Genomic DNA, 13,897 nt, shown 5'->3' on the forward strand with positions numbered 1-13,897 from the left:
TGGACTCCTCGGCGCGCATCATGCCTGCCGGAGAGCCGTCCGGCATCTTCAGTGCAACCACACCGCGACGGCCAGTGCCACCGTCGCGCCGTCTTCCAGGCCGCCGTGCTCGGTGACGGCGAGGCCGCGACGCAGCTCGTAGCTCGAATCGAACCAGCCGCAGGCCGGCAGGCCGTCCTCGGCTGCCGCTGCACGGTCGTCCTCGCGTGCGGCGCGGCGCGCTCGCACCAGGGCCAGCGCCGAGGTCTTGCGGGCGAACAGACGAGGGGTGAAGCTGAAGCTGAGCATCATGAAGGCCTCCGTTGAGCGTGTGCCTTCAATGTCGCCGCCGCCTGGCGTGGCGACCATCGCCCCGAGGGCGGCCCCGCGGGGGCACCGGGCCGAGGGCCCCCGCGGGGCGAAACCGGAGCGGTGACGGGGCGTGACGGCAGGCGTCAGGCGGTGCCGTCCAGCACGGCGTCGAGCCCGGCCAGCACCTGCGCCACATCGATCGGCTTGGTCCAGTAGTCGTCGAAGCCGGCACGGCGCGCCGCGGCGATCTGCTCGTTCATCGCGTCGGCCGACAGCGCGATGCAGCGCAGATCCCGCGTGGACGGATCGGCGCGCAAGGCCTGCACCAGCGCCAGTCCGTTGGTGTCGGGCAGGTTCATGTCGATCAGCATCAGGTGCGGGGAGAGCTCGCGCGCCAGCCGCAGGCCGCTGGCGCCGTCGTCGGCGATGTGGAGCTGCCAGTCGGGGCGGGCTCGAAACACCTCCTGCAGCAACACCTGGTTCAGCAGTTCATCCTCGATGTAGACCACCTGCCGCTGCGCGCGCCGCGGCGCGGGCGGTTCGTGCAGCAAGGCTGCGGGCTGCGTGGCGAGGTAGGCGCTGCCGCTCGGCTCCTCGGCCTCGGGCAACTGCAAGGTGAAGGTCGAGCCGACACCCGGCACGCTGACGACATCGATGCGACCACCCATCGCCTCTGCCAGCTGGCGCGCGATCACCAGGCCGAGACCGCTGCCTTCGATGCGGCGCCGTTCGGCACCCAGTCGATCGAAGGGTTGGAACAGCCGCGCCTGCTGCTCGGCCGTCAGGCCGACGCCCCGGTCGCGCACCGCGATCTTCACCGTCCCGTCGCTGCGGTGCAGGTTCAAGACCACCGGACTCTGTTCGCCGCTGTACTTGATGGCGTTGGACAGCAGGTTCACGAGCACCTGTTCGAGCGCACGCTCATCGCCGCTGACCCACAGCCCGCTCGGTGGCGTCGGCTCGAGGGTGATCGAGCGCCCGCGCGCCAGCGACTGCACCAGGCTCAGGCTCGCGTGCAGCGCGGCGTCGAGATCGACGGCCAGCGTGCGCACCGCGACCTCGGCGCTTTCGATGCGGCTGATCTCCAGCACGTCGTTGATCAGATTCAGCAGCCGGTTGCCGGCCCGCTGCACGCTCGCGAGGCGCTGCGCCTGCGGAGCCGCCAGCGGGTGGTCCTCGTCCAGCGCCATCAGCTGCGTGAAGCCGAGGATGCCGTTCAGCGGCGTGCGCAGTTCGTGGCTCACCCGCGACAGGAACTCGCTCTTGGCGCGGCTCGCTCGCTCGGCCTCCTGAATGCCGCGGGACAACTCGTCGGCCAGCTGCTGCTCGTGCACGTCGCGGCAGGTGCCGATGACGCCGGTCGGCGCGCCGGCCTCGTCGCGCGTGGCACGCACCACGAACTCGAGCCAGCGCACGCTGCCATCGGGCTGGCGGATCCGGTAGCGGCCCTCGAACGGTCGTTCGCCGGCCAGCGCCTCGCCGATGCCGGCCATCACGGCGTCGCGATCGGCCGGATCGATCTGTGCCATCCAGTCGTCGAGCGTCACCCGGCCATGCGGGTGCGAAAGTCCGTGATTGATGCAGGCGCGGCGGTCGAGGTTGACCAGCCCGTCGGCCAGCACGAACTCGGCGATGCCGATGCGCGCTGCGTCGGCGGCGATCTGCCAGCGCTCTTCATGGGCCTGCAGCGCCTCCTCGATCGCCTTGCGCGCGGTCACGTCGGCAGTGAAGCCATGCCACAGCGTGCCACCGTCGCCCAGGCGCGTCGGCGCCGCACGCATCTCGAACCAGCGCAGCGAGCCATCGGGCAAGGTCATGCGGAAGCTGTGCTCCAGCCGTGTCAGCCGCGCCGCGCCCTCGGCCAGGGCCTTGCCGAGCGGCGCGAGATCCGGTGGGTGAACGTGGCGGAAGAAAGTCAGCGCATCGGCCTGCAGCGTGGCCGCCGCCATCCCGAGCACGCGTTCGGCGCCATCGCTGACGAAGGGGTAGCCGGCCCGGCCGTCGGGATGCTCCTCGAAGGTGAACAGCATGCCCGGCACCTGCGCGGCCAGTTCGCGCAGCGTGACCTCGCCGCGACGGGCCTCGCTGGCTGCCGCCAGCGTCGACGTGACGTCACGCACCGTGCCGCGATAGCCCTCGAAGCGGCCGGCCGCGTCGAACACCGGCACCGCGCTGCGCGACAGGTAGAGCAGCCCGCGCGGCGTGTGCTTGGCGGTCAGCACCCGTGCGAACGGCTCCTGGCGGTCGAGCAGCGCCCGGTAGTACTGCGCCGGCACCCGCGGACTCCCGTCGGCGTCGAGCAGCTGGGCGTCGGTGATGGGTTCGCCGAGCTGCCGGCGCGGGTCGATGCCGGTGATGGGCTGGAAAGCGTCGGAGAGCCACCGGTAGCGATGCCGTGCATCGCTCTCCCACATCCAGTCACCGCCGGCGCGCGCGAAGTCGAACAGGCGCTCGCGCAGCTGCGACGCTTCGCGCAGGCCCTGCCGCGATTGCAGCAGTTCGACCGCGGCACAGCCCAGTTGCGCCAGCGCTTCGCGTTCGCCGGCACCGAGTGAGCGGGGCTGGAGGTCGAACACGCACAACGTCCCGACGGCCAGCCCGTCGATGGCCAGCGGCTGGCCGGCATAAAAGCGCACGCGCGGGCCGTCGGTGACCAGCGGGCTGTCGCGAAAGCGGGGGTCGCGGGCCAGGTCCGGCACGGTGAACAGGCCCTCGCCGAGGATCGCGTGCGAACAGAAGCCCTGGCTGCGCGGTATCTGGGCGAGCTCGAAGCCGCTGCGCGACAGGAACCACTGCGCGTCGTCGTCGACCAGCGAGATCGCTGCCAGCGGCGCACCCGTGAGCCGCGCCGCGCAAGCGGTCAACGCGTCGAGGCCGGCACCTGCTGCGCCACCGAGCACCCCGAGTTCGCGCAGCAGCGTCAGACGCTGCGCCTCTCGGGGGTGGAAGGGGATCGGCATGGTGTCGCGGGGGCGGGCCCGCGTATTGTGGCGTCGCCGCCGTGGCCTCGACCGCCGGCCGGCGGTGCCGCGCTCAGCCGGCCTTCAGGCGCCGCTCGAGGAAATCGAGCCGGTCCTGGCCCCAGAAGATCTCTCCCTGCACCACGTAGCTCGGCGCGCCGAACACCCCGGCATCGACCGCCGCCTGCGAATCGGCCTCGTAGCGCTCCTGCACCGCCTGCGAGTGCGCGGCCTCGAGCCGCGCAGCCGGCAGCTCGCGCTCGACCAGCAGCGATGCGAGCACCGCTTCGTCGGCGATGTTGCGGTCGTGGACCCATACCGCGCGCAGGATGCTGTCGGCGATGGCCATTGCGGCATCGGCGCCGTCGTGCAGGTCGACCGCGATGATCAGCCGTGCGGCGTCGTCGCCGTTGACCGGGAAGTACTTGGGCTCGAGGTTCAGCGGGGCGTGGAGCCACTCGCTGAAGCGCTTGAGCTCCACCAGCCTGTACGCCTGGCGCTGTGGCGCGCGCTTGCCCAGCGGCAGGCCGCCCGACACCGGGAACACCTTGCCCCCCAGGTCGACGGGCATCACGCGGATCGTTGCGCCGGCCTTGCGCGCGATGTCCCAGAAGCGCAGGTGGCCGAGGTAGGTGTACGGCGACTGCGGCGCCAGGTAGTAGTCGATGGTGGGGCGCATGGGGTCTCCGCTCGCGTGGGGATGGGCCGGCGCTCGGGCGCCTGTGCGGCGAGTCTAGAGGCTGCCCGCGATCGGTGCGGCGGCGCGCGGGAGTGGCCCTTCGCGCCGGAGGCGACCCGCGGCCGCACCGACATCGAGGACGGGCTGCCGTCAGTGCCCCCCGCGGCCGCAGGTGGCCAGCCGGGCCAGCGCGTCCTCGGTGAGCACCGGCAGCATCTGGCGCAGGTCTTCCCAGGGGTGCGGTCCCGGCTGCTGCTGCAGCGCGAGCGACAGGTGGCGTACCAGCAGGAAGCGGTGCTGCAGGCTCTCCACCTGGATCGGCGAGGGCCATCGCACCAGGGCCCGGTCCAGCAGGTCCAGCGCCACGGCGAAGTCGTCGAGCGGATGGGCGGGGTCCTGCAGGTGCGCGAGCAGCGTGCGGGCGACCAGCAGCTCGAGCTTGGTCGTCTGGTGCCAGAAGCTCGCCAGGTCGTCCAGCGCCGCCAGCTCGTCGAGCAGCGCACCGGCCTCCGCGAGCCACAGCGCCATCGGGCCCAGCGCCGGAGACCCGGGGTGCGGGGTGCCGGCCTCGGCGAGGGCGGCCTCGGCCACACCGAGCTCGCGCCGGGCCAGCCCCGCCAGTGCCGCTGCGAGCATGGCGTTCGACAGCGCGTAGGCGCGCCGGTCGGCCGCGTCCCCGAAGTGGCGCTTGCTGCGGTAGGCGCTGGCGAACAGCTTTGCGGCCTTCACCAACGCCTCGGCCACGGCGCCCAGCGCCTTGTCCTCGTCGAGCAGCCGGGCCGCCTGGCGCAGCACGAAGCCGCCGCGCAGGCCCTGGCGTTCGGACGAGGCCGAGGTCGGCGCCACGTCCTGGTCGCCGAGCGGCCAGCGGCCGAGCGTGTCGTTCGACACGTCGTCCAGCCGGTCGAGCAGACTCTCTGCGGCCAGCTGTGCGTCGGGTGAGGCCGAGCGCGACAGCGAGTTCACCAGCAGCTCCAGCTGGCCGATCTGCACCTGCGAGTAGGCGCTGCGCGCGCCCAGCTGCAGCGCGCGGGCCGCGCTGTCGTGGTCGCCCAGCTCGCGGTAGGCGCAGCCGAGCGCCGAGCGCACCCTTGAATCGCTCAGCCAGGCGCGGCGCGCCTCGTCCGCCGCCAGCGTGGCCAGCAGCCGGTCGATCTGGCCCAGCACCGCCGCCGCCGGCTTGTCACCGGCCACCGCCACCACCTGCACGATGCGGTCGGCCAGTTCGTGTGCGCTCATGCAGCCGTCGGCATCGCGCAGCAGCGAGGTGCCCGCCGACGCGGCGGCGGCACGCGCCGGGGCGTGCAGCCGCCACTGCGGGTCGCCATAGCACTGGTAGGCGCCCCAGGTGTTGTGCTGCGCGCCGCTGTCGGCGTGCACCGCCTCGCGGGCCCCGCGAACCGCTTCGCCGAAGGCCTCGCCGTCGAGCAGCGCGCGGTACAGCGTCTTCGCGAACAGCAGCGCCGCCGCGTCGTCGACCTGCCAGCCCGCGGCGACCACCGCCTTCGAACCCATCTTGATGAACTGCAGCGCCAGGCTCGCGGCGAGGATCGGGTGCTTGCGCGGGCCGGCGCCGGGCGTCGTCAGCCCTTCGGCATCGCGGCCCGAGTAGCAGCAGTTGATGAACACGAATTCGGGAGGCGGGCTCATCTGCTCCACGTCGGCCGCGGTCAGCACCTCCTGATCGCTGAGCACCATGCCGGTCTTGCGGACCTCGCGCGCATCGAGCCCGTTGCCCATCGTGCGCACCCACTGGTCGACCACGCCGTGGCCGCACAGGTGCAGCAGGCGGTAGGGCTTCTCGAGCAGCGCGATGCGCACCTGGTCGAAGCTGACCGTCGGGCCGATCAGCGAAGACGGCAGCCACTCGCGGTCGTCGTGCAGCAGCAGCTCGTTGACGGCCCGGGCCTCGGCTTCCGCGCCCTCCAGCGCGCTGAACGTCAGCGGCGCGCGTCGATCGTCCTGCCAGTTCGCGGTGCTCGGCGCGCCGACGATCAGCGCGTCGTAGCCGGTGATCGCCTGCGGCAGGCGCCGGAAGTCGTCGGTCACGCGCTGGCGCACCAGGCCGGCGTGCACGACGAACGGCCGCGGCGTCTCGCCATCGGCCGGACCGGCGAGGGCCGGGCTCAGCAGTTCCCAGGGGTAGCGCGCCGACTCGTCGTCGACCACCAGCACCGTGTTGTCGAGGTTGGCCAGCCGCTCCTTCAGCTCGTAGGGCAGCAGCATCTGGAACAGCACGCCGCCGAAGCGCGGATCGGTGGGGCTGGCGATGCGGTCGGCCGCGCCGGTCTGGTGGTCGCTCACGCGGTCGATGAAGCGGCGCAGGCTGGCCACGTCGGAATAGACCTGCGTGGATTCGACCCGTGCGCGTTCGCCGATCAGCGCGAAGTTCAGGCCGCCCAGCGCGTCCTGCCTCACCACCAGGCGTTGCCACACCGAGCCCGCGGCACGCGGTCGGTAGCCGCGGATGCCGCCTTCGCGCACCTCCAGCACCGGGTGGTCCCAGCGCAGGCGCTCGGCCCATTCGTCGCGCGCCAGCAGGCGCCGCAGCTCGTAGGCTGCGTCGAGCGCGATGTGCTCGTCGATCTCGATCACCTCGACCTCGCGGATGCGCACCGGCTGTGGCCCGTCGGGCATCTGCAGCAACAGCTGCGCCGCGCGCCACACGCCGTACAGCAGCCCGGCCAGGCTGTCGCGCGCGGTGACCGCCTGCACGTGGGTGCCGACCAGCACGGTCGACAGCCGCAGGTCGACCGGCTCGCTGCCCCGCGCCGCATAGGGGTCGCGGTGCACGTGCTCGAAGGCGTAGCGCAGCACGCCGCGCGTCACCGTCTCCGACAGCAGGCCGGGTGTCAGCTCGCCCACCGTGCCCAGCCCCAGCAGCAGCGCGCCGGGGTAGGCGGGCGGGGTCACGCCGTGGTTGTTGGGTCGCAGATAGTGTCCGGTGCGGCTGGCGCCGACGAACAGCTTCAGGTCGATCAGCCGCTGCAGCTGGCCGTCGAGCTTCTCGTCGACGCGCTTGGCGGCACCGGACACACCGTCGTCCTGGTAGTGGCCGACCATCAGCGGGTAGCGTGCGAAATCGAGGCTGCCGTGCACCACCCGCACCTCGATCGGCTCGGGGCTCGGTACCGGCTCGGGGCTGCTGCCGCCGTGCGCGAGGATGTAGTCGGCCAGCTCGTCGTCGTCGGTCGGCAGCAGCGCCGGCTGCGGGGTCGGGGGCCACACCGTCAGCGCCGTTCCGGCGCCGCGCCGCTGCGGTGGCTGCTGGGGCAGCCGGCGGGTGCGGCCCGCGGTCAGCAGCTCGAAGTAGGCCTCGAAGCTTTCGCGGTGGTCGGGCAGCGTGCCGTGCTCGCAGGGCGCGTACCAGGTGCGCTCGGGCGCCAGCGCCGAGTTCCACGGCACCGTGCCGTCGCCGCCGTCGCCGGCCAGGAAGTCGATGCCGCGGCGGGTGGCGATCACCGCCTCACCCTCGCCGAACACGGTCTCCCAGGCATCCTGCGGCGGTCGCATCTGGAGCACCGTGCTGCCGGTGCCGGCCACGTAGAACACCGAAGGGTCTTCACACAGCGCCTGGAAGCTGTCCTGGAACGGGCGGCTGCGTACGAAGTCGCGCGCGGCCTTCAGCGCCTGCGGGTCGGGCAGCTGGGCGCCATGCTCGGCCTCGGCGATGCGCTGCCAGCTGGCGGCATCGAACAGGTCGCCGAAGGCCGGGTCGCTGTCGTGCGGCAGCATCTGCAGCAGACCGGGGAAGCCGGCACCGAAGCGCGCCATGTCGCGGTCGGACACCTTGCGCGCCAGCATCGCGAGCATCGTGGCCAGCCGGTACTGGCGCAGCAGCAGCATCGCCGGCGCGTAGGAACCCTTGTTCGGCGTGCCCAGCATCACCAGGCGGCTGCCGCGCTGCTTGAGGTCCTGCCACAGCGCCTTGCCGGCGACGTCGACATAGAGCGCCTGGCGCGCCACCAGGCCGCCCATCGAATGCACCAGCAGGTGCACTGGCACCGTGCCGTCGTCCAGCCGCTCGACGATGGCGCGCAGTTGCTCGCGCAGGCCCGCGCCGCTGTGCTCGATCGACAGCCGCCAGTCGAATGGCACCGCGACGACGCGAAAGCGCGAGCGCGCCTCGTCCAGCAGGCGCTCGTAGCTGGCCGCCAGCAGGCCCCCAGCGCGCAGGGCGCTGCCGTCGGCACGCGCGTCGGGGTCCTCGAGCGCCAGCCGCTCCAGCGATCCGTCGAGCATCGCGCCGAGCGTGAGCCAGATGCGATCGCCGTCGTCGCGGCGCTGCAGCTCGCTGCCCATGATGCCGGGCAGCACCAGCAGGACCGGCTTGCGGGCGTTCTCGCGCAGCCCGAAATCGGCCAGCCAGGCCTCGAACGGCCGTCGGCTCAGCGGGTCGGACTTCAGTGCCTGCAGCAGGCCACGTGTGCGGCGTTCGTCGTCCGCCAGCGCGGCGAAGCCGTCGTCGCGCCCGGCGAGCGCGCTGAACAGCGCACTGCGCGACAGGCTGCCGGCACCGAAGTAGGCGAAGTGCGTGACGGTGGGCCCCTCGCAGCGCAGGCTGCGTGGCGGCTGCGCGCTGCGCTGCAGGCCGCCGAACATCGAGCGCGTGTGGACCACGAAATCGTGGTCGTGCAGGCCGTAGAACACGTCGCCGAGCAGCGTGACGATGCCGCCCCAGCCCTTGCCGCGCGAATCGCCGGCGATCACGCGCAGGCGGTCGGTCGGCTGCGCGCCGCAACCGGCCAGCGCCAGCGTCAACGGCGAGCCGGGGATCATCGCTTCCAGCCCGGGCACGACGCGCGCATCGGCGCGGGCCGCGACCAGTGAGCGCACCAGCCGCGAGACGCGCTCGAACACCAGGCGACCCGCGCCGCCGGTCGCGCCGCCGACCGCCAGCCCGACGGCGCGCAGCAGCAGCGACAGGAACAGGTCGGTGCGGCCGTCGGCCAGCAGCGTGCCGCGTGCCGGGCAGGCCACGCGGACGAAGCACCCCGGCCGCAGCCGCTGGGCCGCGCCGGCCAGCGCGGTGAACAGTGGCCGCAGCAGCGGCGCATCGGGGTGCGACGGCTGGCCCTCGCGGCCGGCGTAGGACGCGGTGAAGTGGCGCTGCGCCTGCTCCAGCGTCGGCGCGCTGCGCAGCGCGAACAGCTCGCCCACCAGACCGCCGCGTGAATGCGAAACCACGTCGACCGTGAAGGCGCGGTCGTCCGGCAGCGCGGCCAGCAGCGCGCCGACCAGGCCGTGCGCGTTGTCGACCGGGCTGCGGGTGAGGCTGCGGTGCTCCCAGGCCAGCAGCGTGCTGCGCGCAGCGAGCGCGGTGAAGTCGCCTGGCCGTTCCGCGTCGCGCGCCTCGGAGTTGCCGGGGCCGGCCCACAGCGCGCCGAAGCTGCCTTCGGTGGACGACGCGGTGCCGTGCAGGAACAGCAGCACGCTGTCCTTCGCGTCGCTCAGCGGCAGGCTGCCGGCGGGTTGCCAGTCGCCGTTGACCCAGCGCAGCAGCACGCCGCCGGCATCGCCCAGCGCGTCGTGCAGGCTGGCGTTCTCGAACGCCGCGCACAGCTTCGCGGCGAGCGGAAAATCGGTCGCGGCGCGGCCCGGGAACCAGCGCGCGATGCGGTGGCCGAGGATCGCACCGAAGTCGTAGAGCTTGTCCAGGCTGGTCGGGTCGGTCAGCTCGCTCACCGTGTAGCGCTCGACCGGGGCGCCGGGCGCGCCGCCGCGTGAGCGGGAGCGCGGGCCGCTCGCCAGGTCGAACGGCAGCTCGATGGTCGGGGCGCCGTTGGCGACACCGCGCTGTGCGGCCGGCTGCCGGCCGTGGCGGGCCGCGAACTCGACAGGATCGGTGTAGAACACCGAGCCGTCGGCGAAGCGCACCTCCAGCACGGCGCCCGCCTTGCCCAGCTGCACGGCGTCGAGCCCGCGCGACGCCGCGCCGGCGCTGCCGCGCTGCTGGCGTTGCACGCTGGCGCCGTCGGCCAGATGGGCGTCGCACCACAGATCGAAGCTGCGTTTGCCGTCGGTGGGAATCGGGGCGGCGCGACCGCTCCTGGCGTTGGACTTGCGGGCCATGGTGTCTCCAGGGAGCGCGTGAACCGCGCTTCATGCGCCGATGTAGCCTCGGCCGCACAGCCCGTCAATCCTGCGAAGTCTCGGACCGGGAGCGGGTCTCGTGCGGACCCCGTCACCTTCGCTCCCTAGAATCGCGCTTCGCTCAACAACGGATCTGCGAAGGCAGCACGAACATGTTCGATCAAGAGGATGAAGGCACGCGCATCGGCGTCTGGACGGCCCTGGCCGTGGTGTTCCTGGTGGTGGCCGGCCTGATCGGCGGCCTCGCGATCCGCGCGATGAACGCCGCCGCGGGCGGTGACGGGGCGCAGGCCGTGGCGGGCACCGAGGCACTGGCCTTCGTCGACGGCCCGCTCGAGGGCGAGGTGGTCGGCACGGTGTACTTCGCGGTCGGCCAGTCGGTGCTGCCGGACGGCGCGCTGGTGGCGCTGGACAAGGCGATCCAGGCCGTGAAGGACGCGCCTCAGCAGCGCGTCGTGCTGTCGGGCTTCCATGACGCCAGCGGTGCTGCGGCGCTGAACGCCGAGCTCGCCAAGGAGCGTGCGAAGGCCGTGCGTGCGGCACTGGTGGCCGAGGGCGTGGACGCCGCACGCATCGCGCTGCGCAAGCCCGACGTGACGCTGGGCGACGGTGCCGCGCCGGAAGCGCGGCGCGTGGAGATCCGGCTGGTGGAGTGATCACACGCGGGCCCTCACCCCGGCCCTCTCCCGTAAGCGGGAGAGGGTGCCGTTCACCGGGTGCGGGACGCGCTATTCGCCCAGCAGCGGCCGCAGGTAGCGTCCGGTGTGGCTCGCCGGGTTGGCCGCCACCTCCTCGGGCGTGCCCACCGCCACCACCCGGCCGCCGCCGGCCCCGCCTTCGGGGCCCATGTCGATCAGCCAGTCGGCGGTCTTGATGACGTCGAGGTTGTGCTCGATCACGACGATGGTGTTGCCGGCGTCGCGCAGCTGGTGCAGCACCTTCAGCAGCAGGTCGATGTCGGCGAAGTGCAGGCCGGTGGTCGGCTCGTCGAGGATGTAGAGCGTGCGGCCGGTGTCGCGCTTGCTCAGCTCCAGCGCGAGCTTCACCCGCTGCGCCTCGCCGCCCGACAGCGTGGTGGCGCTCTGGCCCAGCGTGATGTAGCCCAGGCCCACGTCGAGCAGCGTCTGCAGCTTGCGCGCGATGCTCGGCACGGCGCTGAAGTAGGCGTGGGCGTCCTCCACCGTGAGGTTCAGCACCTCGGTGATGTTCCTGCCCTTGTAGAGCACCTCGAGCGTCTCGCGGTTGTAGCGCTTGCCATGGCAGACGTCGCAGGGCACGTAGACGTCGGGCAGGAAGTGCATCTCGACCTTCAGCACGCCGTCGCCCTGGCAGGCCTCGCAGCGCCCGCCGGCCACGTTGAAGCTGAAGCGGCCCGGCCCGTAGCCGCGCTCGCGCGCCGCCGGCACCTCGGCGAACAGCTCGCGGATCGGCGTGAACAGGCCGGTGTAGGTGGCCGGGTTGGAGCGCGGCGTGCGACCGATCGGGCTCTGGTCGACGTTGATCACCTTGTCGAAGTGCTCGATGCCGTCGATCTCGTCGTGCGGCGCTGGGTCGAGATGGCTCTGGTAGAGCTTGCGTGCCACCGCCGCGTACAGCGTGTCGTTGACCAGCGTGCTCTTGCCGGAGCCCGACACGCCGGTCACGCAGGTGAGCAAGCCGACCGGGATCTCGACGCTCGCGCCCTGGAGGTTGTTGCCGCGCGCGCCGGCGATGCGCAGCGCGGTGATCGCACCGCGTTCGGCCCAGGCGCGCTGGCCGGGCGTGGGTTCGTTCTTGCCGGCCTTGCGCGGCGGCAGGCCGGCCGCGGCGGCGGCGTCGAGGTGCGGCGTGGCGTCGCTGCGCCACGGCGTGCGCCGGCGCGGCACCGCGATGCGCAGCGCGCGGCCGAGGTACTGGCCGGTCAGCGATTCGGGCGCCGCGCACACGTCCGCGAAGCGCCCCTGCGCGATCACGCGGCCGCCGTGCACACCGGCGCCGGGGCCCATGTCGATCACGTGGTCGGCGGCGCGGATCATGTCCTCGTCGTGCTCGACCACCAGCACGCTGTTGCCGATGTCGCGCAGGTGCTTCAGCGTCGCGATCAGGCGGTCGTTGTCGCGCTGGTGCAGGCCGATGCTGGGCTCGTCGAGCACGTACATCACGCCGGTCAGGCCGGAGCCGATCTGGCTGGCCAGGCGGATGCGCTGCGCCTCGCCGCCCGACAGCGTGTCGGCGCTGCGGTCCAGGCTCAGGTAGTTGAGCCCCACGTCGTTCAGGAACTTGAGCCGCGACGAGATCTCGCGCACCACCTTGTCGGCGATCTCGGCCTTCGCGCCCTGCAGCCGCAGGCCGTCGAACACCTGCTGCGCCTCGCGCAGCGTGGCGTGTGCGATCTCGTAGATCGGCCGTGCCGTGCCGCTGGCCACGTCGACCAGCTTCACGTGGCGCGCCTCGCGCCGCAGCCGGGTGCCGTGGCAGTCGGGGCAGGGCTTGGCGGCCTGGTAGCGCGCCAGGTCCTCGCGCACCGCGACCGAGTCGGTCTCGCGGTAGCGCCGCTCGAAGCTCGGGAGGATGCCCTCGAACGGATGCGAGCGTTTCACGCTGCGCTTCTTGCCGCTCGCGGCCTCGCTGGCGTAGACGAAGGCGATCTCGGTCTCGCCCGAGCCGTACAGCAGCACCTGCCGATGCTCGGGCGCGAGTTGCTCGAACGGCGTGTCGGTGTCGAAGCCGTAGTGCCGCGCCACGCTCTCCAGCATCGAGTGCGTGTAGGCGTTGCGCCGGTCCCAGCCCTTGATCGCGCCGCTGGCGAGGCTGAGCGACGGGAAGGCGACCACGCGCTCCGGGTCGAACACCGTCACCTCACCGAGGCCGTCGCAGCTCGGGCAGGCGCCGACCGGCGAGTTGAAAGAGAACAGCCGCGGCTCCAGCTCGGCCAGCGAGTAGCTGCAGATCGGGCAGGCGAACTTGGCGGAGAACAGATGCTCCCGAGCCGGGGAAGGGGCCCCGGCGGCTGCCGGTTCCGGCGAGTCCATTTCCCACGCGATCGCCCGCCCGTCGGCGAAGCGCAACGCCGCCTCGAAGCTCTCGGCCAGGCGCTGCCCCATCTCGGGCCGCACCTTGAGCCGGTCGATCACCACGTCGATGTCGTGCTTCTCGTTCTTCTTCAGCTTGGGCAGGTCGGTGATCTCGTGCACGCTGCCGTCGATGCGGAAGCGCACGTAGCCGCGCGCCTGCATGTCCTCGAACAGCTCGCCATGCTCGCCCTTGCGCTCGCGCAGCACCGGCGCCAGGATCATCAGCCGCGTGTCCTCGGGCAGCGCGAGCACCGCGTCGACCATCTGGCTCACGCTCTGGGCCTGCAGCGGCAGCTCGTGGTCGGGGCAGAACGGCGTGCCGGCGCGGGCGTACAGCAGGCGCAGGTAGTCGTGGATCTCGGTGACGGTGCCGACGGTGGAGCGCGGGTTGTGCGAGGTGGCCTTCTGCTCGATGCTGATGGCCGGCGACAGGCCCTCGATCACGTCGACATCGGGCTTGTCCATCAGCTGCAGGAACTGCCGCGCGTAGGCGCTGAGGCTCTCGACGTAGCGGCGCTGGCCCTCGGCATACAGCGTGTCGAACGCCAGGCTCGACTTGCCCGATCCGGACAGGCCGGTGATCACCACCAGCCGCAGCCGCGGGATGTCGAGGTCGATGTTCTTCAGGTTGTGCGTGCGCGCGCCGCGCACGCGGATCATCGCGGCCGGCTCGGCGGCCGGCAGGCGGCGCGGCGCGGCCTCGTGCTCGTCGGCGGCTGAGGCGGCGTCAGCGCGATCGGGTGGGGGCGTGTCCAGCATGGTCGGTCAGGGCCTGTTAACGCTACCGGAGGGCTCGCGCCCTTGCCGCGCAGGCATGCAGG

The 13,897-nt window shown here is 72.4% G+C and carries 6 protein-coding genes; 1 reads left to right on the plus strand and 5 read right to left on the minus strand.

All coding sequences use genetic code 11. The features are described from left to right. Window positions 1-48: 48 nt before the first annotated feature. The 4 genes from C1M51_RS09745 to C1M51_RS09760 form a co-directional block, all read right to left on the minus strand. Window positions 49-291 carry a hypothetical protein gene (locus C1M51_RS09745; RefSeq protein ID WP_129449394.1) on the minus strand — a complete coding sequence of 81 codons (243 nt, stop codon included), beginning with the start codon at window positions 289-291 and terminating at the stop codon, window positions 49-51. A 143-nt stretch (window positions 292-434) separates the two neighbouring features. Then, window positions 435-3,251 (minus strand): ATP-binding protein, encoded by a 2,817-nt coding sequence (locus tag C1M51_RS09750; protein WP_129449396.1) that lies wholly within the window; start codon window positions 3,249-3,251, stop codon window positions 435-437. 73 nt (window positions 3,252-3,324) lie between these two features. After that, window positions 3,325-3,930 carry a 2-hydroxychromene-2-carboxylate isomerase gene (locus C1M51_RS09755; protein WP_011827701.1) on the minus strand — a complete coding sequence of 202 codons (606 nt, stop codon included), beginning with the start codon at window positions 3,928-3,930 and terminating at the stop codon, window positions 3,325-3,327. Between the two features lie 150 nt (window positions 3,931-4,080). Continuing rightward, window positions 4,081-10,002, minus strand: a complete 5,922-nt coding sequence (locus C1M51_RS09760; protein WP_129449398.1) for a CHAT domain-containing protein — start codon at window positions 10,000-10,002, stop codon at window positions 4,081-4,083. A 173-nt stretch (window positions 10,003-10,175) separates the two neighbouring features. Here C1M51_RS09760 and C1M51_RS09765 point away from each other — a divergent pair, with 173 nt between their 5' ends. Continuing rightward, complete coding sequence (locus C1M51_RS09765) at window positions 10,176-10,679, plus strand: OmpA family protein (protein WP_165349670.1); 504 nt, start codon at window positions 10,176-10,178, stop codon at window positions 10,677-10,679. A gap of 72 nt (window positions 10,680-10,751) precedes the next feature. Here C1M51_RS09765 and uvrA read toward each other — a convergent pair whose 3' ends face one another. Beyond that, window positions 10,752-13,736 carry an excinuclease ABC subunit UvrA gene (uvrA, locus tag C1M51_RS09770; protein WP_242500041.1) on the minus strand — a complete coding sequence of 995 codons (2,985 nt, stop codon included), beginning with the start codon at window positions 13,734-13,736 and terminating at the stop codon, window positions 10,752-10,754. Window positions 13,737-13,897: the final 161 nt, after the last annotated feature.

Source organism: Methylibium sp. Pch-M, from assembly GCF_004136295.1.
Taxonomy (GTDB): Bacteria; Pseudomonadota; Gammaproteobacteria; order Burkholderiales; family Burkholderiaceae_C; genus Methylibium; species Methylibium petroleiphilum.